The sequence below is a fragment of the Ruegeria sp. SAZA006 genome, from assembly GCF_059613465.1.
This window is the reverse complement of the sequence record NZ_JBXWSO010000016.1, coordinates 425875-446171: the sequence shown is the minus strand read 5'-3', so window position 1 is coordinate 446171 and position 20297 is coordinate 425875. Positions and strand designations below refer to the sequence as shown.

General features: G+C 62.8%; 22 protein-coding genes. 9 read left to right on the top strand and 13 right to left on the bottom strand.

From position 1 onward, the window contains the following. Nucleotides 1–11: 11 nt before the first annotated feature. Entirely contained in the window at nucleotides 12–1193 is a 1182-nt protein-coding gene (locus AC2FNZ_RS17360; protein ID WP_496841389.1) for an aminotransferase class I/II-fold pyridoxal phosphate-dependent enzyme, read from the bottom strand. A gap of 109 nt (nucleotides 1194–1302) precedes the next feature. Beyond that, entirely contained in the window at nucleotides 1303–2631 is a 1329-nt protein-coding gene (locus AC2FNZ_RS17355) for an amidase (protein WP_496841388.1), read from the bottom strand. Nucleotides 2632–2688: 57 nt separating this feature from the next. Here AC2FNZ_RS17355 and AC2FNZ_RS17350 point away from each other — a divergent pair, with 57 nt between their 5' ends. Further along, the gene (locus AC2FNZ_RS17350; protein ID WP_496841387.1) at nucleotides 2689–3951 is read left to right on the top strand and encodes an FAD-dependent monooxygenase; all 1263 of its coding nucleotides are present in this window, start codon (nucleotides 2689–2691) and stop codon (nucleotides 3949–3951) included. On the opposite strand, the gene AC2FNZ_RS17345 is transcribed toward AC2FNZ_RS17350, so the two are convergent. From AC2FNZ_RS17345 to AC2FNZ_RS17325, 5 genes are all read right to left on the bottom strand, one after another. Continuing rightward, on the bottom strand, nucleotides 3948–4133 hold the full coding sequence (locus tag AC2FNZ_RS17345) for a Trm112 family protein (protein ID WP_093964266.1): 186 nt from the start codon (nucleotides 4131–4133) through the stop codon (nucleotides 3948–3950). The two genes, AC2FNZ_RS17350 and AC2FNZ_RS17345, sit on opposite strands and share 4 nt — an antisense overlap. After that, on the bottom strand, nucleotides 4130–4771 hold the full coding sequence (locus AC2FNZ_RS17340) for an LON peptidase substrate-binding domain-containing protein (protein WP_093964265.1): 642 nt from the start codon (nucleotides 4769–4771) through the stop codon (nucleotides 4130–4132). The genes AC2FNZ_RS17345 and AC2FNZ_RS17340 overlap by 4 nt, the downstream gene beginning before the upstream one ends. Before the next feature lie 27 nt (nucleotides 4772–4798). Beyond that, complete coding sequence (gene trxA, locus AC2FNZ_RS17335; protein WP_496841386.1) at nucleotides 4799–5716, bottom strand: thioredoxin; 918 nt, start codon at nucleotides 5714–5716, stop codon at nucleotides 4799–4801. An 88-nt stretch (nucleotides 5717–5804) separates the two neighbouring features. Continuing rightward, nucleotides 5805–6593: an exodeoxyribonuclease III gene (locus AC2FNZ_RS17330; protein WP_496841385.1), complete on the bottom strand. Its 789-nt coding sequence runs from the start codon at nucleotides 6591–6593 to the stop codon at nucleotides 5805–5807. 191 nt (nucleotides 6594–6784) lie between these two features. Then, nucleotides 6785–7471 carry a response regulator transcription factor gene (locus tag AC2FNZ_RS17325; RefSeq protein WP_093964262.1) on the bottom strand — a complete coding sequence of 229 codons (687 nt, stop codon included), beginning with the start codon at nucleotides 7469–7471 and terminating at the stop codon, nucleotides 6785–6787. 162 nt (nucleotides 7472–7633) lie between these two features. Between AC2FNZ_RS17325 and ribA the strand changes: the two genes are divergently transcribed. Next, nucleotides 7634–8728, top strand: a complete 1095-nt coding sequence (gene ribA / locus AC2FNZ_RS17320) for a GTP cyclohydrolase II (protein ID WP_496841384.1) — start codon at nucleotides 7634–7636, stop codon at nucleotides 8726–8728. Continuing rightward, on the top strand, nucleotides 8725–9225 hold the full coding sequence (locus AC2FNZ_RS17315) for a L,D-transpeptidase family protein (RefSeq protein ID WP_496841383.1): 501 nt from the start codon (nucleotides 8725–8727) through the stop codon (nucleotides 9223–9225). The genes ribA and AC2FNZ_RS17315 overlap by 4 nt, the downstream gene beginning before the upstream one ends. Here AC2FNZ_RS17315 and AC2FNZ_RS17310 read toward each other — a convergent pair. Then, nucleotides 9209–9868 (bottom strand): YggS family pyridoxal phosphate-dependent enzyme, encoded by a 660-nt coding sequence (locus AC2FNZ_RS17310; RefSeq protein ID WP_496841382.1) that lies wholly within the window; start codon nucleotides 9866–9868, stop codon nucleotides 9209–9211. The genes AC2FNZ_RS17315 and AC2FNZ_RS17310 overlap by 17 nt on opposite strands. Before the next feature lie 103 nt (nucleotides 9869–9971). Further along, entirely contained in the window at nucleotides 9972–11063 is a 1092-nt protein-coding gene (locus AC2FNZ_RS17305) for a porin (RefSeq protein WP_496841449.1), read from the bottom strand. 280 nt (nucleotides 11064–11343) lie between these two features. On the opposite strand from AC2FNZ_RS17305, the gene AC2FNZ_RS17300 reads away from it, so the two are divergent. From AC2FNZ_RS17300 to AC2FNZ_RS17280, 5 genes are all read left to right on the top strand, one after another. Then, nucleotides 11344–11832, top strand: a complete 489-nt coding sequence (locus tag AC2FNZ_RS17300; protein WP_170341302.1) for a DUF3576 domain-containing protein — start codon at nucleotides 11344–11346, stop codon at nucleotides 11830–11832. A 72-nt stretch (nucleotides 11833–11904) separates the two neighbouring features. Continuing rightward, the gene (gene leuS / locus AC2FNZ_RS17295) at nucleotides 11905–14442 is read left to right on the top strand and encodes a leucine--tRNA ligase (RefSeq protein ID WP_496841381.1); all 2538 of its coding nucleotides are present in this window, start codon (nucleotides 11905–11907) and stop codon (nucleotides 14440–14442) included. Then, nucleotides 14429–14929, top strand: a complete 501-nt coding sequence (gene lptE / locus AC2FNZ_RS17290) for an LPS assembly lipoprotein LptE (protein WP_496834395.1) — start codon at nucleotides 14429–14431, stop codon at nucleotides 14927–14929. The genes leuS and lptE overlap by 14 nt, the downstream gene beginning before the upstream one ends. Then, on the top strand, nucleotides 14926–15954 hold the full coding sequence (gene holA, locus AC2FNZ_RS17285) for a DNA polymerase III subunit delta (RefSeq protein WP_093964256.1): 1029 nt from the start codon (nucleotides 14926–14928) through the stop codon (nucleotides 15952–15954). The genes lptE and holA overlap by 4 nt, the downstream gene beginning before the upstream one ends. A gap of 81 nt (nucleotides 15955–16035) precedes the next feature. After that, nucleotides 16036–16632 carry a glutathione S-transferase family protein gene (locus tag AC2FNZ_RS17280; RefSeq protein ID WP_093964255.1) on the top strand — a complete coding sequence of 199 codons (597 nt, stop codon included), beginning with the start codon at nucleotides 16036–16038 and terminating at the stop codon, nucleotides 16630–16632. Here AC2FNZ_RS17280 and AC2FNZ_RS17275 read toward each other — a convergent pair. Then, nucleotides 16629–17819 (bottom strand): TIGR03862 family flavoprotein, encoded by a 1191-nt coding sequence (locus AC2FNZ_RS17275; RefSeq protein WP_496841380.1) that lies wholly within the window; start codon nucleotides 17817–17819, stop codon nucleotides 16629–16631. The two genes, AC2FNZ_RS17280 and AC2FNZ_RS17275, sit on opposite strands and share 4 nt — an antisense overlap. 48 nt (nucleotides 17820–17867) lie before the next feature. Here AC2FNZ_RS17275 and AC2FNZ_RS17270 point away from each other — a divergent pair, with 48 nt between their 5' ends. Next, nucleotides 17868–18164 carry an HNH endonuclease gene (locus AC2FNZ_RS17270; RefSeq protein WP_496841379.1) on the top strand — a complete coding sequence of 99 codons (297 nt, stop codon included), beginning with the start codon at nucleotides 17868–17870 and terminating at the stop codon, nucleotides 18162–18164. Here the strand turns inward: AC2FNZ_RS17270 and AC2FNZ_RS17265 are convergent, their stop codons facing one another. The 3 genes from AC2FNZ_RS17265 to AC2FNZ_RS17255 are packed head-to-tail and all read right to left on the bottom strand — an operon-like array spanning nucleotide 18165 to nucleotide 20250. After that, the gene (locus AC2FNZ_RS17265; protein ID WP_496841378.1) at nucleotides 18165–18899 is read right to left on the bottom strand and encodes a VOC family protein; all 735 of its coding nucleotides are present in this window, start codon (nucleotides 18897–18899) and stop codon (nucleotides 18165–18167) included. Continuing rightward, nucleotides 18896–19504 carry an enoyl-CoA hydratase/isomerase family protein gene (locus tag AC2FNZ_RS17260; RefSeq protein ID WP_496834399.1) on the bottom strand — a complete coding sequence of 203 codons (609 nt, stop codon included), beginning with the start codon at nucleotides 19502–19504 and terminating at the stop codon, nucleotides 18896–18898. Before AC2FNZ_RS17260 ends, AC2FNZ_RS17265 begins: the two co-directional genes overlap by 4 nt. Next, nucleotides 19501–20250 carry an SDR family oxidoreductase gene (locus tag AC2FNZ_RS17255; RefSeq protein ID WP_093964250.1) on the bottom strand — a complete coding sequence of 250 codons (750 nt, stop codon included), beginning with the start codon at nucleotides 20248–20250 and terminating at the stop codon, nucleotides 19501–19503. Before AC2FNZ_RS17255 ends, AC2FNZ_RS17260 begins: the two co-directional genes overlap by 4 nt. Nucleotides 20251–20297 lie beyond the last annotated feature (47 nt).

The following is a 20297-nucleotide window of genomic DNA, read 5'->3' as shown; positions in this document are numbered from 1 at the left end:
GCCCTCGTACCTCACGAATAGATACAGTCGCGGAGCGTGATCAGCCCGCGCTGCATCTCTGTTTTTGGGGCCACCATCGCGACCCTGATAAAGCCTTTGCCCGGGTTCTGCCCTGGATCCCCTTGTGAAAGATATGCGCCCGGCAGGACCCGAACCCCGGTTTCCTGCCACAGCTTCAATGCGGCCTGCTCGCCATCTTCGACAGGCAGCCAAAGAAAGAACCCCGCCTCGGGCGGCATATAACTCTGAACGCCCGCAAACACCTGATCGGCGATGGCGTATTTTTCCTGATACAGCGCACGGTTTTCCTGAACATGCGCCTCATCGGCCCAGACCCTGGCCGCGGCGGCCTGCAACGGCGACGGCAAGGGCGCCCCGGCATAGGCGCGCAACTGCTTGACCCGCTTGATGCTTTCCGGCCCGCCCGCTATCAGCCCCGACCGCAGCCCTGCCAAGTTCGACCGTTTCGACAGCGAGTTGAACAGCGTGATCCGCTCGGGGTCGGCGCCCAGCTCCTGCGCGACGGTCAGGATGCCGGTGGGCGGCGTATCGCGGAATATCTCAGAATAGCACTCATCGGCGAAGATGCGGAAATCGTACCGCTCGGCCAGCCGGATCAGCTCGGCCCAGTAGTCGCGCGAGGCGACGGCACCCTGCGGGTTGGCGGGCGAACAGATATAGGCCACGGCGGTGCGGTTCAGCACATCTTCTGGCAGGCTGGCATAGTCCGGCAAGTGCCCGGTGGCCGCGGTGGCCGGCACGAAATACGGCTGCGCCCCGACCGAGATCGAGGCCACCATGTAGACTTGGTAGAACGGGTTGGGGCACAAAACGATCGGCTGTCGGCCGTTCTTCTGCTCGGGGCACAGGGCCATGGCGGCGTTGTACAACCCCTCGCGCGTGCCGTTCAGCGCCATGATGTTGGTCTCGGGGTCCATCCGCACGCCATAGCGGCGGTCGATCCATTCGGCGATGGCCCCGCGCAGCGCGTCCGACCCCTCGTTCGGCGGGTATGTCTGGAACCCGGCGGCGTTTTCCACGATGACATCGGTCACCCAGGGCGGAAAGTCATGCTTGGGCTCGCCAATCGTCATGTGCACGACATCGCCACCCGGCGCGTGATGGTCGAGCAGGGCGCGTAGACGCGGAAAAGCATAAGCCGGTAGGTTCGAAAACCGCTCGGGGAAATTCATGACTGCTGCCTCGATACCGGGATCATTGGCGCCCCGGTTTTCCAGCAGATTACAGGCCGAACCCCCGCGCGTCCAGACAAAGAGGTTCCGAATCAGGGGATTGTGGCATTCAGGTCAGAACCACCTCGGCCGCCGCACCCAGCCGCAAAAGCGCCTCCTCCGAGCCCGGATAGCCCAGCATCATCAGCCCGCAGGACGGTGTCGAAGTGGGCAGCGACAGCGCCGCCAGCCCCATCAGGTTGCCGATCCGGGTATTGCGCAGGGCCAGAAGGTTCTCGGTGACGTAGTAGTCATGGTCGTTCATCAGCCGGTCCAGATCCGGCGGCAGGATCGGCGCAGTGGGGGCCAAAACCGCGTCGAAGCCGGCGGTGGCCGCGTCCCAGACCGACCGGCAGGCCTTCAACCGAGACCATGCGGCCACGTAATCCGGGCCGGAATGCCCCTTGCCCGCGCGGAACCGTTCAAGGATTTCGGGATACATCGCCTCAGGGTTGGCCTCGATCACGTCGCGCCACAGGCCATAGGCTTCGGTGGTGTAAAGGACACCGGACAGGCCCATCGCCTCGGCCAGTTCCGGCACCTCCAGCGGCACGATCTCGGCACCGGCATCTCGCAGGCGGTCCAGCGCCTCGGCATAGGCCTGGCGTGGTGCGTCGCGCAGATCGTCCTGCGCGATTGTCTGCAGATCGGCAAACCGCCGCCCCTTCAGGCTGGCGCCCCGCAGATCGGCCGGCGTTCCGCACTCCAGCAGCGCCAACATCTGCACCGCATCCTCGACGGACCGCGCCAGCGGGCCAACCGTGTCAAACCGCAGGCACAGGGGCACCACGCCCTCAAGGCTCAACCGCCCCGAGGTGGTCTTCAGCCCCACCAGATCGTTCCACGCGGCCGGAATGCGCACCGATCCGCCCGTGTCCGAGCCGATTCCGCAGGCCGCCAGACCAAAGGCCACCGACGCCGCCGCACCCGAGGACGACCCGCCCGGAACCGCCTTTTCGTCATTCACGCAGGGCGGCGTCGCGGTGACGGGGTTCAGACCAAGCCCCGAGAAGGCCAGCTCGCTCATATGCGTCTTGCCCAGACAGACCGCGCCCATGGACGTTGCGTTGCGCAGGACGGTTGCGTCGTTCTCGGGCACCCGGCCGCGCAGCAGGGCCGATCCGGCCTCGGTTCCGATCCCGGCGGTGTCGAACAGATCCTTCCAGCTGATCGGCACCCCATCCAGCAACGACCGGCGCAGCCCTTGGGCCGCCCGCTCCTTGGCCGCGCGGGCTTCGGCGCGGGCGCGGTCATGCGTGACGCGGGCATAGATGCGGTCGCGGTGCAGATGGGCGTCGATGGCCGTCAGATAGACCTCGGTCAGCTCCTCGGGATCGATCTGACCCATGCCGATCCCGCGGCCCAGGTCACATGCCGTCATGGTCAGCCAGTCCTGCATCTTTGCCCCCTTGTCGGAAAAATTCGTGTTTCGGCGACGGTAGCGACAGGACTGCACATGGACAATCCCGAAAGGGCGCGCATATTGCACCGCATGACACAGGTTTCCGATATCTTGATCGTGGGCGGCGGGCTGAACGGCCCCGCCCTGGCGCTGGCGCTGGCGCAGACCGGGCACAGCGTTACCGTGATCGACGCACTGGCCGAGAAGGTGCGCAAGACCGCGGCGTTCGACGGGCGTGCCTATGCGCTGGCGCTGGCCTCGCAACGGTTGCTGGCCGCGATCGGCGTCTGGGAGCGGGTCGCGGACCACGCCCAGCCGATGTTGGAGATCAAGGTCACCGATGGCCATGCGGGCGCAGGCCCGTCGCCGTTTTTCATGCATTTCGACCATGCCGAGATCGAGGAAGGCCCGATGGGGTATATGGTCGAGGACCGTCACCTGCGGCGCGCGTTTCTTGCGGCGATGGAGGCGGTACCGGCGATCACCCGGGTCAGTGGCAAAACCGTTGTTGCGCAGGAAACCGGTCCAGGCGGCGTGACCGTGACGCTGGATGACGGATCGGCGCTGTCCGGTCGGCTTCTGGTGGGGTGCGACGGCCGCCGCAGTGGCACCGCCGCCCGCGCCGAGATCAAGCGGACCGGATGGGACTACGGCCAGACCGCGCTGGTCTGCGCCATCGAACACGATCTGCCGCATCACGGCATCGCACATCAGTTCTTCATGCCCCCCGGCCCGCTGGCGATCCTGCCGCTAACCTGCAACCGCAGCTCGATCGTCTGGAGCGAACGCTCTGACACCGCGCAGCGCATCAACGCACTGGACGAGGCCGAGTACCTTCAGGTCCTGCGGCCCCGATTCGGCGATTTTCTGGGTGACATCTGCCTGCAGGGCGACCGGTTCACTTATCCGCTGAACCTGACCATCGCCAATTCCTTCATCGCGGAGCGGCTGGCGCTGGTGGGCGATGCGGCCCATGGCATGCACCCGATCGCCGGTCAGGGGCTGAACGCCGGGCTACGCGACGTCGGCGCGCTGGCCGAGGTGCTGACGCTGGCCGGGCGACGTGGCGAGGACATCGGCTCGGTGTTGGTTCTGGAGCGTTACCAGGAGTGGCGCCGCTTCGACACGGCCGCCCTGGCAATGGCGACGGATGTGTTCAACAAGCTGTTTTCGAACGACAATCCGATCCTGCGGTTGGGGCGCGACATCGGCATGGGCATCGTGGGCTCCCTGCCCGGTCTGCGCCGCGGCTTCGTGCGCGAGGCCGCCGGTTTGACAGGCGACCTGCCCAGGCTGCTGCAGGGCCGCCCGATCTAGTCGAGCTTGCGCGCCTCATCCACCAGCATCACCGGAATCCCGTTGCGGATCGGAAAGGCCAGACCAGCGGCTTTCGAGACCAGCTCCTGCCGCTCGGCGTCATATTCCAGCGTGGTATGGGTCTGCGGGCAGATCAGGGCCTCGAGCATGTGGCGGTCGAACCCCGGTTCCGTCTCAGTCATTGCAGTTGTTCCTCGTTTGAACCCCCGCGCAGCGAGAATTCGATCAGTGTGACCAATGTTTCGCGCCGGGTGCGCAGGCAGGGCGCCTCAAGCAGGGCCTGCTTGTCCTCAGGGTCGAAATCCAGAAGCATAGACAGGGAGTTGACCAGCAATTCGTCATCCGCCTCGTTCAGTGACTCCCAATCGGTCGAGAGCTGGCGGGCGGAAAAGTAACGCCCCAGCAGACGCAGGAAACCGGACCGGTCGAACGTATCGTCGATTTCCCCTTTGCCCAGATCGCGGTCGAACCCGTCCCAGGTAACGGCGCAGCGACGATACGGCGTGAAACCATCCAATTCGGATTGGATACGAAACCGGGAAACGCCGGACAACGTGATCAGATAGCGCCCGTCTTCGGTCTCGGAAAACTGCGTGACACGTCCGGCGCATCCGATCCGATGCAACTTGGTGTCGTCGTTCTGACAAGGGTTCGGCTGGACCATGCCAATCAGCCGCTCTTTGGTTTTCAAGGCGTCATCCAGCATTTGCAGGTAGCGAGGCTCGAAAATATGCAGCGGCAGGCGTGACCGGGGCAGCAACAGCGCCCCGGGCAGAGGAAACACGGACACCGTGTCCGGCAGATCGGCGGGATGCATCATGTTTCCGATTCTAGCTCTGATGCGCGGTTAGGCAAATATCATCGAGCTGAGTTTGCGCCGACCGTTCAAAACGATCGGGTCATTGGCCTTGAGCGCATCGAAGATGGTGAACAGCTGCGCCTTGGCTGCGCCATCATTCCATTCCCGATCGCGGCGGAACAGCTCCAGAAGCTGGTCAACCGCCTCGGCGGCCTTGCCGTTGGCATAGAGCGCCTGCGCCAGGTCGAACCGAGCCTGATGGTTGTCGGGGTCAGCTTCGACCGCTGCCGTCAACTCGGCCACCGGCCCGGCGTTCGCGGTCTGCTTGGCCAGTTCCAGCTGGGCATGGGCGGCCTCCAACTCGGCCGTCGTCGAGATTTCGGCCGGAGCGCCGTTCAGGATCGCCTCGGCCTGATCAAGGTCACCCATCGCGATATGCGCCCGCACCAGGCCGCCATAGGCCGCGGCATGTTTGGGGTCTTCGCCAAGAATGGCGGCAAAGGTCTGGGCCGCATCCACTGCCGCGCCTTCGTTCAGCATCTCTTCGGCGGCCTCCACGGCCTCGTCCAGCTGGCCGCCCGGGCTCTGACCCCCGGCGGCCTCAATTACGCGGTCGATGAAGGCCTTGATCTCCGATCCTGGCAGCGCGCCTTGGAATCCGTCAACCGGCTGCCCCTTGAAAAAGGCATAGACGGTCGGAATCGACTGGATGCGCAATTGCGAGGCGATCATCTGAGCCTCATCCACGTTGATTTTCACCATCTTGACCGCGCCCTTGGCCGCGGTCACGGCCTCTTCCAATGCCGGACCCAAGGTCTTACACGGTCCGCACCAAGGTGCCCAGAAGTCAACGATGATGGGCATTTCCTGCGATGCCTCGACGACATCGGCCATGAAAGTGGCCTCGGTTCCGTCTTTGATCAGATCGGTGGCTGCGGGGCTGCCTGCGCCGTTCAGAAGTTCCATGGCATTCACTCTCCGGATTCAGTCTTGCGCCTTATATGCAACCAGCCGACCGGGAAACCAAGGGTCGAATTGCGGAATCCCGCACCGATCAAAGATCGAAACTGGCAAAGACGGGCGCGTGGTCGCTGGGCTTCTCCCAGCCGCGCGCGTCGCGCAGGATGCGGCTGGAATGGCCGGCGTTCGAGATGTCGGGCGTCGCCCAGACGTGATCCAGGCGCCGCCCCTTGTCAGCCGAATCCCAGTCGCGGGCGCGATAGGACCACCAACTGTAGAGCTGTCCCTCGGGGATGTCCTGCCGGGTGATATCGACCCAGCCCCCCGCATCCTGGGTTTCAGCCAGTTGCTCGACCTCAATCGGCGTGTGCGACACGACCTTGAGCAGTTGCTTGTGCGACCACACGTCATCCTCGCGCGGGGCGATGTTCAGGTCACCGACCAGAACGGATTTCTGCGGCTTTTCAGCGTGGAACCAGTCGCGCATGTCGGTCAGGTAATCCAGCTTCTGACCAAATTTCTCGTTCACCTCGCGGTCGGGAACGTCGCCGCCTGCCGGGACGTAGAAATTGTGGATGATCACCCCGTTTTCCAGTTGCCCCGCCACATGCCGGGCATGGCCCAGCCCGGCAAAGTCCTGATCGCCCAGATCCGTGATCGGCAGGCGCGACAGGATGGCCACGCCGTTGTAGCCCTTCTGACCGCGGGCGATCATGTGGGTGTAGCCCAGTTCCGCAAATCCCTCGGTCGGGATCTTGTCGACCGGCGATTTGCACTCCTGCAGGCAGAGCACGTCCGGCGCTTCGTCCTGCAGCAGCTTCAGCACGATCGGCTCGCGCAGGCGAACGGAATTGATGTTCCAGGTGGCCAAAGTGAAAGGCATGATCGGGTTCCCTTGTCGCGACTCGGGCAAACTAGCGCGGCAGGTGCCGGGGTGCCATCCGAAAAAAAGCCGGGCCAAAGGCCCGGCAGTCCAACAGGGAGGTACATGTCATGACCCGGACATGCACGGGATGGGATTATCCTAAAGATGCTTGCAGAGTATCACTTTGATCCACATCAATCCACCTATGGTTACGACACCAGTCGATATCCACCAGATTCTGTGACCAAAAGGCGCGCATTGGAGGGATCGGGCTCGATTTTCTGACGCAGGCGGTAGATGTGCGTTTCCAGCGTATGTGTGGTGACACCTGCGTTGTAGCCCCAGACCTCATGCAGAAGCACATCGCGCGCCACCACGCCATCGGTCGAGCGATACAGGAATTTGAGAATGTTGGTTTCCTTCTCGGTCAGCCGAATCTTGCGGTCGTCCTCGGTGATCAACATCTTCATCGCGGGTTTGAAGGTATAGGGCCCCAGGACAAAAACGGCATCTTCAGACTGTTCGTGCTGGCGCAGCTGCGCACGGATCCGGGCAAGAAGCACCGGGAACTTGAACGGCTTTGAAACATAGTCGTTGGCGCCCGCATCCAACCCCAGGATCGTATCGGCATCGCTGTCATGGCCGGTCAGCATCAGGATCGGGCTTTTGACCCCCTGCTTGCGCATCAGGCGGCACAGCTCGCGCCCATCTGTGTCGGGCAAACCCACATCCAGGATCACAAGGTCATAGATGGCTTCGCGCGCCCGCTCCATCGCGGATTGGCCGTCGGAGGCTTCGAATACATCAAAGTCCTCGGTCATCACCAACTGCTCGCTGAGCGCCTCGCGCAGGTCTTCATCGTCATCGACCAGCAGGATTTTCTTGAGTTGCGCCATGTCCCGGTCCTCCTAAACCTTTTGCAACACTTGAGCTTGGAAGATGCAATCAACAAGTTTTGCTGCAATGCTCTCACGCCCTCGTGTCTGGTGGGCCGGAAATGTTTCACATTTCCTTTCGAACGGGCTAGGACGAGGGTCGAACGTTACAGGATAACATCAATGAGTCTCATTCCAGACATCACCGAGTTGCTGGCCCGGGCGCGTGCCGACCTTCGGATGGGCGTTCCGGTCGTGCTGACGGATGACGGGGATTTCAGCGTTGTTGCCGTCGCCGCAGAGACACTCAACCCGCAGCGTCTGGCGGACCTGAGGAGTCTGGGTGACACGCCTGTGGTTGCCATCACAGGACGACGGGCCGAAACGCTGAAAGCCCGCGCCTATGACGGTGATCTTGCTCGGGTCGTGATCCCGGCCGAGGCTGATCTGGGGTGGGTGCAGGCGGTTGCAGACCCGTCCGATGACCTGAATGCCCCGATGAAGGGGCCCTTGATGACTCAGCGCCAGGGCAATGCGCACCTGCATCGCATCGCAATCGCACTGACAAAATCCGCCCGCCTGCTGCCCGCTGCGGTGGTGGTTGCGGTCGATAACGGCCGGGCCTTTGCGGCGACACACGGTCTGACCTGCATCGACCACACACGCGCCGCGCCGCATCTGGCCGATCGCAGCCCTTTGCACGAAGTTGTGGCCGCGCGCCTGCCGATGGAGGTGTCCGAGGCCGGTCGTCTGCACGTCTTCCGCCCAGAGGACGGTGGCGAGGAGCACTACGCCATCGAAATCGGCCGGCCGGATCGCTCGAAACCTGTTCTGGCACGGTTGCATTCGGCCTGTTTTACCGGTGACCTGATGGGCAGCCTGAAATGCGACTGCGGCCCGCAACTGCGCGGTGCCCTGGCCCAGATGGGGGCCGAGGGGCATGGGGTTCTGCTGTATCTCAACCAGGAAGGTCGCGGGATCGGTCTGGCCAACAAAATGCGCGCCTATTTCCTGCAGGATCAGGGCTTCGACACGGTCGAAGCCAACCACCGGCTTGGGTTTGAAGATGACGAGCGCGACTTCCGCCTTGGATCGGACATCCTGAAATCGCTCGGGTTCAGTTCGGTCCGGTTGCTGACCAACAACCCGGCCAAGATCGCAATGATGGAACGGACCGGGATTGCCGTTACCGAGCGTGTGCCGCTGAAGGTCGGGGAAACCGCCCACAACCGGGCCTATCTGGCAACCAAGGCCTCGAAATCGGGCCACCTGCTGTGAGCCCTTTTGATCTGGTGGTGACGCCGACCGGAGTGCGGTTCTTCGGCCGCAGGTTTCCCTGCACCATCGGCAAAGGCGGCCTGAGCAACCACAAGCGCGAGGGCGACGGGGCCACCCCCACAGGGCACCACCACATTGTCGGGATGCTGTACCGCCCGGATCGGATTGCGCCGCCCGCCCCGTGGGCTTTGCCCATCGGGCCGGGCGATCTGTGGTCGGATGACGATAGGGATCAGGACTACAACCAACACGTTCGGGCGCCCTATCCATGCAGCCACGAACACCTGCGTCGGGCTGACCCGCTGTACGATCTGGTGCTGATTACCGATTGGAATTGGCCCGTTGCCACACCGGGCGGCGGATCAGCGATCTTTCTGCATCAGTGGCGCAGGCCGGGTTATCCGACCGAAGGCTGCGTAGCGTTCCGCCGCGACCATCTGCACTGGATCGCGCGGCGCGTCGCACCCGGAACCCGGATCATCATTCCTCGGGTTTGACCCGGTCACCAAAAATGGCCGACCCCACCCGGACATGAGTTGCACCCAGCGCAATCGCCGTTTCAAAATCGCTGCTCATCCCCATGGACAGGCCTTCCAAACCGTTTCGGCGCGCGATCTTGGCCAGCAGAGCAAAATGCAGCGCGGGCACTTCGTCGACGGGCGGAATGCACATCAACCCACGCACCGGCAGGTCGAGTGAGCGGCATTCGGCGACAAAATCATCGGCCTCGGCGGGCATGACCCCGGCTTTCTGGGCTTCTTCGCCGGTATTCACCTGAATGAACAGGTCAGGACACTGCCCCAGCTCTTGCGCCAGCCGCGCAAGGGTTTTGGCCAGTTTGGGACGGTCGACCGAGTGGATCGCGTTGCACAGCTCCATCGCCTGCCGCGCCTTGTTGGTTTGCAGCGGACCAATCAGATGCAGATCAATATCGGGATAGCTTTCACGGAAGGCGGGCCACTTGCCGGCGGCCTCCTGCACCCGGTTTTCACCAAAACACCGGTGACCCTGCTTCAACACGGCCTCGACCCGATCGTTGGGCTGCACCTTGGATACGGCAATCAGCCGGACCGAGCCCTTGGGGCGGCCGGCTGCGGCTTCGGCCTTGGCGATGCGGGCGGTGATTTCTTGCAGCGACATGGATTCCCTCTGTTTCCATTTGTCCGCAGAAAAACACCATGTCGGGACAAAAGAAAAGGGCGGGTCCGAAGACCCGCCCTCAAACCTTGCGGTTCAGATCAACTTAGAAGTTGAACTGAGCACCGAAGTCAGCGCGCAGGCGGCCGTCGCCGTCGCCAACTTTCGACTGGCCGATACCACCGCGCAGCGATGCACCGCCGCCCAGGTCGTAGATGGCACCAATGCCGTACTGCTGGGTGTCGTTGTCAGCCGAACCGTCGCCGTAAGCGAAGGTCAGGGTGGTTGCAGCGCCAACGTTGTAGGCTGCCGACAGACCGTATGCAGTGCCGTTCAGGGCGTCGTCTGCAACGTCATCGTCTGCGACGAAGATGGTGCCCGAGAAGTCGCCGAATTCAGCACCCAGGGTCAGAACTGCCAGGCTCTGCTTCTCAACAGCGTCGCCGATGGCGCTGGTTTCACCATAAGCAACAGCTGCGGTGAAGTTGTTGAAGCTGTAGGTGAAGCTGATGTCCCAACGGTCTGCGCTGTCTGCAACACCGTTCAGGCCAAAGGTTGCCTGGTCGTACGATGCGCCGAAGGCGAAGTCACCAACTGCGTACTGGAAGAACACAGCGTTCGAACCTGCACCGGTCGACGAGTAGCCCAGGAAGCTGTAGTCAACGCCCGAGTACTGGCCGATGAAGTTTTCCAGGCCCGGCTCGTTACCGTAGTAGTTTGCCAAGTTGTCGAACGAACCAGCAACGTTGCCGGCGTCAACACGCAGACCACCATAGATGACCGAGAAGCGAGCGCCGTTCAGGCCGGCTGCGTTTGCTTCGCCGGTGTTGGCGTTTTCGTCAGCCTGCAGACGAACACGTGCTTCAAAGCGGACGCCACCGTCGGTTTCCGCGATGCCGTCGATGTTCAGGCGGAAGCGCGAGACCAGGATGGTTTCGTCGGTTGCAACGGTTGCGGTGTTTGTGGTGGTCTGGTCGGTCAGCGTGGTGGTCTGACCAGTGTTGGTCGCACCGCTGGTGGTCGTGGTGGTCACGCCAGTGTTGGTGACGGTCACGCCGGTGTTGAAGTTGGTCACAACGCCGGTACGGTCTTCCAGGTAACCGATACCAAAGCGGCCATAACCGCTGAACTTAACTTCGGCCGCGGCAACCGATGCGGTTGCGATCAGTGCGGTCGATGCGAAGAGAACTTTTTTCATCTTGTTTCCCTCGGTTTCAATAATTTCTACTCGACACATACCTGCTGCATATGTCTCAGCACGCAGACCGTTTCGCTCTTTTTGCCCCTGTTGCGCAAGCATGCCTTGGACAGCTTCGGTTCTTTGGCCCAAAATTGGTGCAAGGATGCCACAGTCGAATTCACCCCGATATTTCAGCGGCACCGGTACGTAAGCCAAGAATGGGGTTGTTGCAGCACAGTACGTTGTCTAGGAGTATCTCCTAGCAAAGCAAAACATGTGAAAACAGGACCTGCCGACGATGCGCCTGCTGACGATTTTGGGTTTGACCGTTTTGACTGCCTCCGTTTCTGCGTGCGGACAGAATCGGAGCACGTCGCCCAACCCCAATGTTCTATCCGCCGACGGCAGCTCGTCCGAGGCCCGCGAGCTCAACGATCCGAATCGTTCGACCATCTGGGATGTGTTCGGCCCCAACAACTCGGAACAGGTCACACAGGTCAACCGATACCTGTGGGCGGCGTCGCTGGATGTTCTCAGCTTTTTGCCGGTGCAGGAGGTGGATCCGTTTACCGGCGTGATCATAACGGGTTACGGCAAACCACCGGGCGGCGGGCGGTCCTATCGGGCAACGGTGCACATCAGTGATCCGGCCCTAGCGGCGCGGTCCCTTTCGGTGGCGCTGCAGACCAGCGGAGGCGCTCCGGTCAGCGCGGCGACCACGCGTGCAGTCGAAGATGCGATTCTTTCGCGGGCGCGCCAGCTGCGGATCGCGGACAACAAGCTCTAGCAACCCGCCGAAAATCGCAATATTACCACGCCGGGCCCCTGCCCGGCGTTTTCATTCACGAAGGACCGCATGATGTCGCGTTACTCGGCCAACGAAATCGAAGCAAAATGGCAAGAGGCCTGGGACAAGGCCGGGATCTTCACCGCCAAACGGACGGCAGACAAGCCGAAATACTATGTGCTGGAAATGTTCCCCTATCCTTCGGGACGCATCCACATGGGGCATGTGCGCAACTACACCATGGGCGACGTGATCGCGCGCCACAAGCTGAGCACCGGGCACAACGTTCTGCACCCGATGGGCTGGGACGCTTTCGGGATGCCGGCGGAAAACGCGGCCATGGCCATCGGCGGCCACCCCAAGGACTGGACCTATGGCAACATCGCCGACATGCGCGCGCAGATGAAGCCGCTGGGCCTGTCGATCGACTGGTCGCGCGAATTCGCGACCTGCGACCCGGAATATTACGGCCAGCAGCAGGCGCTGTTCCTGGATATGCTGGATGCGGGGCTGGTCTATCGCAAAAACGCCGTGGTCAACTGGGACCCGGTGGACATGACCGTGCTGGCCAACGAACAGGTGGAAAACGGCCGCGGCTGGCGCTCGGGCGCATTGGTCGAGCGGCGCGAGCTGACACAGTGGTTCTTCAAGATCTCCGAGTTTTCGGAAGAGCTGCTCGAGGCGCTGGATACGCTCGAGAACTGGCCCGCCAAGGTGCGGCTGATGCAGGAAAACTGGATTGGCAAGTCACGAGGGCTGGAGTTTTCCTTCGAGCGCACCGACGGCAATGCGCCCATCACCGTCTACACCACGCGGCCCGATACGCTGCTGGGTGCGTCTTTCGTAGGCATCTCGCCCGATCACCCGATCGCCAAGCAACTTGAGGCCGAGAACCCCGAAGTCGCTGAATTCGTTTCCGAATGCCGCAAGGGCGGCACCACGGAAGAGGCTATTGAGACCGGCGAGAAGCTGGGTTTCGACACCGGCATCCGCGTCAAGCACCCGCTGGACCCGAACTGGGAACTGCCGGTCTGGATCGCGAATTTCATCCTGATGGATTACGGCACCGGCGCGATCTTCGCCTGCCCCGCGCATGACCAGCGCGACCTGGATTTCAGCCGCAAATACGACCTGCCTGTGATCGACACCTTCTTTGCGCTGGATGACGACACGCCGGTGGACAAGATCGCTTTCGTCCCGCCGAAAGAGCAGAAAGTGCGCTGGGTCAACCATTTCGCCGGCCTGACCGAGGCCACCGGGCAAGAAGCGATCGACGCCACCATCGACTTTGCCGAGCAGGCCGGATGGGGCAAGGGCGTGACCAAGTACCGCCTGCGCGACTGGGGCCTGTCGCGCCAGCGCTACTGGGGCTGTCCGATCCCGGTGGTGCATTGCGAAGATTGCGGCGTGGTGCCCGAAAAGAAGGAAAACCTGCCGATTCGCCTGCCCGACGATGTCACCTTCGACAAACCGGGCAACCCGCTGGACCGTCACCCGACCTGGCGCGACTGTGCCTGCCCGTCCTGCGGCAAACCGGCCAAGCGCGAAACCGACACGATGGACACGTTTGTCGATTCGTCGTGGTATTTCGCCCGTTTCACCGCGCCGCGCGCTCAAACGCCCACCGATCTGGCCGAGGCCGAATACTGGATGAACGTGGACCAGTATATCGGCGGCATCGAACACGCGATCCTGCACCTGCTGTATTCGCGGTTCTTCGCCCGGGCCATGCATCTGACGGGGCATCTGCCGAAAAAGGCGATCGAGCCTTTCGACGCGCTGTTCACTCAGGGCATGGTGACCCATGAAATCTATCAGACCCGCGACGACAAGGGCCGCCCGGTCTATCATCTTCCCGAAGAGGTCGAGGACGGCAAGCTGAAGGCGACGGGCGAGCCGGTCGAGATCATTCCCTCGGCCAAGATGTCGAAATCGAAGAAGAACGTGGTGGACCCGGTCAGCATCATCTCGGCCTTCGGGGCGGATACCGCGCGCTGGTTCGTGCTGTCCGATTCGCCGCCCGAGCGTGACGTGGAATGGACCGCCGCCGGCGCCGAGGCCGCGCACAAGCACCTGAGCCGCGTGCATCGCATCGTGTCCGAGATCGCCGCATCCGACGCCCCGGCCAATGCCGAGGACGACGCGCTGCTGCGCGAGATGCACAAGACCATCCATGACGTGACAGGCGGGGTCGAATCCTTCGGCTTCAACGCCTCGATCGCCAAGCTCTATGCCTTTACCAACACGCTGGCCAAATCCAAGGCGGGCGCGCAGGCCAAGCGGCAGGCAGCCAAGACGCTAGCGCAGCTGATGTCGCCGATGACGCCGCACCTGTCCGAAGAGCTGTGGCAGATGCTGGGCGGCGAAGGGCTGGTGGCGCTGGCGCCCTGGCCGGTGGCGGACGAGTCGATGCTGGTCGATGACACCGTCACCCTGCCCATCCAGATCAACGGCAAACGCCGCGCCGAAATCAGCGTGGCCAAGGATCTGGACAAGACGCAGGTTGAAAAAATCGCGCTCAGCACCGAAGCTGTGCAGAAGGCGCTGGATGGCGCTGCTCCGAAGAAGGTGATCGTTGTTCCGGGCCGGATCGTGAATGTCGTTGTTTGACCGCAGAAACCTGCTGCTTTCGTTGGCGGTGTTGACCGTGGCGCCCGCTTGCGGGTTCCAGCCGGTTTATGCCCCGGGCGGCGCCGGCAGCGAATTATACGGCAAGGTCGCCGTGTCAGCGCCAGATTCCGTCGAAAGCTACCTTCTGGTGCAGAATCTGGAGCAGTCCCTCGGGCGCAGCGTCAGTTCGGCCAAGGATTACAGCCTGAATGTGCAGGTCTCTACGGTGACCCGCGGGGCCGCCATCACGACCTCGAACGAGACCAACCGGTATTCGATCGACGGGCGCGCCAGCTATACGCTGAAATCCAATGAAACGGGCCAGATTCTTGTCTCCGGCACTGTGGCCGATTTCGTAGGCTACTCCGCCGCGGGGTCCACCGTTTCCACGCTCGCTGATGAACGGGATGCCAAGGAGAGGCTGATGGTCATCCTGTCCGATCAGATCGTCACGCGCCTGTATTCCGCACCGGGCTTGGCTTCATGAAGCTGTCCCCGCGCGACGCCGAGGGGTATTTCGCCAAACCTGACCCCGACAAGACGGGATTGTTGATCTACGGCGCCGACGCCATGCGCGTCGCGCTCAAGCGCCAGCAGGTATTGGCCGCGCTCTTGGGCCCGGGTGCCGAAGAGGAAATGCGCCTGACCCGTCTTCCGGCCTCGGATCTGCGGGCGGATCCTGCCCTTCTGCTGGATGCCGTGAAGGCCGTCGGGTTCTTTCCCGGCGCGCGCGCCGTATTCGTCGAGGATGCAACCGACGCCGCAACCCCGGCGATCGCCGCCGCGCTCGAGGATTGGGCGCAAGGCGACGCTCAGATCATTGTGACCGCCGGGCAGCTCAAGGCCAGCTCGAAGCTGCGCAAAGCGTTCGAAGGCCATCGGGCTGCCTATGCGGTCGGGATCTATGACGACCCACCGTCGCGCGCTGAGATCGAGCGTGTTCTGGCCCAAGCCGGACTTGCAGGCGTTCCCCGTGACGCGATGTCCGTACTCAGCGATCTGGCGACCGAACTCAGCCCGGGCGACTTTGCGCAAACCGTTGAAAAGCTGTCTCTTTACAAACGCGGTGATGCCTCAGACGTTGCCGTCGAAGACATCGAGGCCTGCGCACCGCAATCTAATGAGGCGGCCCTGGATGACGTTCTCAACGTCGTTGCCGAAGGCCGATCCGGTGAAATCGGGCCCCTGATCCGACGGTTGCAGGCGCAGGGAACCAATGCGGTGTCCCTATGCATCGGCGCGACCCGCCATTTTCGCACGCTTTATGCCTGCGCCTCGGACCCCGGTGGCGCGGCGCAAGGGATCGGCAAACTCCGGCCGCCGGTCTATGGCAAACGGCGTGACCGGATCCTTCGGCAGGCGCAGAATTGGGGCGCGCACAAGCTGCAGACCGCTTTGACCGTGCTGACGGACACGGATCTGTCTCTCCGTTCGGCGGGGCAGACTGCCCCGGCCATGGCCCTGGTCGAGCGCGCTCTGATCCGGCTGGCCATGCTGGCGCGGTCACGCTGAACTGAACTGACGGCGCGTCCGACTTGACGCGGCGGCGCAGTCCCCCACCCTGTCGCCAGTGCAACCACGCAGGAGCATGACATGTACAAGATCTACGGGCGCATCCAGAGTCGTGCCTCTCGAGTGATCTGGCTATTGGAAGAGTTGGGGCAGGACTATGAGTGGATCGATGCCGGCCCGCACGATCCGCGCGTTCTGGACCTGAACGGAACGGGCAAGATCCCTGTCCTGCAGGATGGCGATGCAATCATTTCGGACAGCGCGGCGATCATGACCTATCTGGCGGACAAGCACGGGGCCTTCACCTACCCCGCCGGCACCCCGGAACGGGCCGAGCAGGATTCGTTGTTGCACGCGCTGTTGGAAGAATTCGACGCTCCGCTTTGGCTGGCCGCCCGCCATATGTTCATCCTGCCCAAGGACAAACGCGTTCCACAGGTCGTCGAAACTGCCAAATGGGAGTTTGACCGCAGCTTTCAACGCATGGGGCAACGGTTCAAAGGACCATTTCTTCAGGGCGAGCAGATGACGATCGCGGACATCCTGTGCATTCACTGCATGAGCTGGGCAAAATCGGCTGGCTTCCCGATGAATTCAGACAGCCTGAAAGCCTACGGCAAGCGCGTTCGCGAGCGTCCGGCCTACAAGAAACTGGGTGAAATGGCCAAATCCGCCTAATCCGCTTGGGACGGCCCGGCCCATTCTGCGGCCGAGCGCCCTGCCCATCGACCTGTCGCCAGGCATGCGGTCAATAGATAGCCGCCGGTCGGGGCTTCCCAATCCAGCATCTCGCCTGCGCAGAACACGCCGGGCTTGGCTTTCAGCATCAGCCCCGAATCCAGCCCGCTTCTCGCAACGCCACCCGCAGTCGAAATGGCTTCGTCCAGCGGGCGCAAGCCTGCATTGCGAACAGGCAAAGCCTTCAAAGTCTTGACCCAATCATCGCGGCGCAGATTCTGCCCGTGGGTCATTTCGTGGAACAGGGCGATCTTTGGCGGAGGCAGGCGCAGGCCGTTCTTCAACCAACGCGTCAATGTGGTTTTCGGGCCAGCTGTCGACAAACGCCTGGACAGATCGTGGATCGTGCGGTCCGGCACGAGGTCCACATACAGATCAGCACCCTGCCGAAGCGCGGGTGTCAGCGGGTAAAGACCGCCCCCTTCCAGGCCTTTATCTGAAATGACCGCCTCGCCACGGTTGGCAAGGTCGCCCGCGCGCCACCGAACAGATTTCAGCGCCTGGCCGAAATGCGCGGCCATATGGGGGCTCCATTCGACGGACAGTGCGGCGTTCGATGGTGCAAAAGGGACCAGTGGAACCCCAGCCTCGGCCAGAGCCGGCGCCCAGGCGCCATCCGATCCCAGACGCGCCCAGCTGGAACCGCCAAGCGCCAGAACCGTGACGTCAGCAACCACTTTCTGCCGACCTTCCGGCGTATCAAAGACCAGCGCGGGGCCGTCCCAACCCAACCAGCGCCAACGGGTGCGGATCTCGACCCGCATCTCGTCCAGCCGCGCCAGCCAGGCGCGCAGCAATGGCGAAGCTTTTTTTGATTTGGGAAATACCCGCCCTGTGGACCCCGTGAACAGATCTTGGCCCAAGTCCCGCGCCCAGCTTTGCACGCTCTGCGCATCGAATGCGGCAATGATTGGGTACAACCAGTCCGCCGCATCGCCGTACGCCAAAATCAGGCGGTCAAACGGCTCGTCCTTTGTCAGGTTCAGACCGGACTTCCCCGCCATCAGGAATTTGCGGGCCACCGAGGGTTTGGCCTCGGCAACCAGCACATTGTGTCCGGCCCCGGCAAGCTCTTCGGCAGCCATCAGCCCGGCGGGGCCCGCCCCGATCACCACTGCCTGTGCCATATCTGCCCTCTTGCCTGACTTGCGTTCAGCCGCGACTGTGTTCCGGTGATGACGAACAGCGATACGATCTGCCCGCTCTGCAACCGCCCGATCCCGAACGGGACCGGCAGCCTGCACCATCTGATCCCAAAACTCAAAGGTGGCAAGGGCGGTCCCACCGTTCTGCTGCACAAGATCTGCCACAAGGAGGTGCACGCCACCCTGACCGAAGCCGAGCTTGCGCGAGACTTCAACACTGTAGAAAGCCTGCTCACGCATCCCCGGCTGAACCGGTTTCTGGACTGGGTACGCAAACGTCCGCCGGGATTTCAATCCAAAGTCCCGGGCCGACGTCGCGGCCGTTGATCAGGCTGGCGGGAACGGGTCACCCATCGGGTCTGTTTCCGTTGCAGCCAGGCCCTCGACCTCGATGCCCAGAAAGTCTGGCGCGGGAACGATTCGCGCATCGGGAATATGCTGGTATTCCAAGGTGGTATAGGGACGTTTCCACAGCCATTCGCGATTGGCCACCGCCCAGAGATCAGGGTCCGGCGGCACCTCGGTCGTGAAGGCATAGAAATGCAGATCAAACCCGTGCGAGGCCACGTCCTGCATAGAGAGCAGGTGCATACCCAAATCCCTGCAGAACGCATCCTCTGCCGAAATGTCGCCGGTCCGCAGAGTGATCTGGCCCACGGCGGCCTGTCCGAACGGGTTCTCATCCCGCTGCTTTTCGGGTCGGTTCCCCTCGAAATCCTGCTGAAGAAGCTCGATCGAGAAGCCTTCGGGGTCGGAGAGGTGGCACATGTAACCGATATCTCGAAACTGGGCCGGACGGCTGACGTTGATGCCAGCGCGCCGAAGCCATTCCGCAGCAAGGTCAAGATCCGGCAGGGTGATGCCGATCTTCCAGTACCTCTGACCCCGGTCGTGGGCGTATCCGCAGCCTCCGGGCAACAGCAGAAGGTCGGCGCTGGGTCCCGGATAGCCCACTCGTCGCGCATCTCCCTCGGCACGAACGACCATGCCCAGGTTTGCCCTGTAGAAATCGGCCAGCCGTGCGGGATCAGCCACACGCAGGCGAAGGGCAGCGATCCTCATCCGCACATCCCGGCGATACCGGCCGCCCTCTGCGGATCAGCGGCCAGGCTGTCGGCAACCAGGTCCCGCGCGGTCTGCATCAGATCTTCCGGGGCGACCACCCGGTCCACCAGGCCAAAGGCAAGCGCTTCGTCCGCCGTGACCTTCTGGCCTGCCATCAGGATCAGCTTGGTCCGGGCGGGGCCGATCAGCGCCCGCATGCGTTTCACGTCCGATGGCTGCGGCAGGAACCCCAACCGCATGACCGGGTAGAAGACCTTGGCCGTGGGCACCGCGATGCGCAGGTCACAGGCCAATGCCATACCGTTGGCCCCGCCCGCCATGGTGCCGTTCAACGCAGCGACGGTCAGGCAGGGCAGCGCCGCGATGGCTCCGGACAAACGCTCCCACAGGTCCGAGGTCGCAAGGCCTGCCCGCGCCTCGTCCAGATCGGCACCGGCACTGAACACCTTGCCCGCTCCGGTCAGGATAAGGGCGCGCGCCTCTTGGGCCGCTTCGGCGATCTGCAACAGGTCCGACAACATGGCCCCGGTCAGGGCATTGGCCTTGCCGGGGTTGTTGATCGTGACCGTCCAAAGACCGTCCTGCTGGGTCAGGTCGATCACGTCAGGCCGATCCTCTGGCGAATGTCGTCACGGCGCAGCGAAATCTCGGTTCCCAGAAACTCGTCCGCATCTTCCGAGCACATCCACAGCAGCGCCCGCGCCGGCCAGTCGGCCGGGATGTGATCGTCCCAGTCCAGCTGGCTGACCGGGTTGATGCCGCTGGCCTTGATGACCCGCTGCATGTCGGTCGCCACCGTGCCCGGGGACAGGCCCATGGCGCGAATGCCGTGATGCGCCTCTTCGAGGTGCAGACATTCGGTCAGCATTTTCGCCCCAGCCTTGGACGCGCAGTAGTGGCTCCAAGCCTCGACCGGATTCGAGGCGGCTCCGGAGGAAACGGTCAGAACCGTCCCGCCGCCCGCCGCCCGCATCAGCGGCAGAACCGCGCGCATCCCGTGGAACACACCTTTGAGGTTGATGTCGATGGCCTTGCTCCAGGCTGCTGGATCGGCATTTGACAGGTGAAAAATCGGATCGATCACACCCGCATTGCCGATCAGCACGTCCACGCGGCCAAAGCGGTCGGCGCAATCCGCAACCGCTTGTTCCACCTGCGCAAAATCGCTGACATCGCAGGACAGCGCGATGGCGTTCTCACCCAACGCCGCGGCCAATGCGTCGATCTGATCATGGCTGCGCGCTACCAGCGCGACATTGGCGCCGGCTGCGGCAAATACGCGCCCTGCTTCGGCGCCGATGCCGCGGCTGGCTCCGGTGATCAGTACTGTTTTGCCCTTCATGTGCATCCTGTAATCCTTTTGGATTGAAATCGGGTAAAGTGGTACCGCGCAAA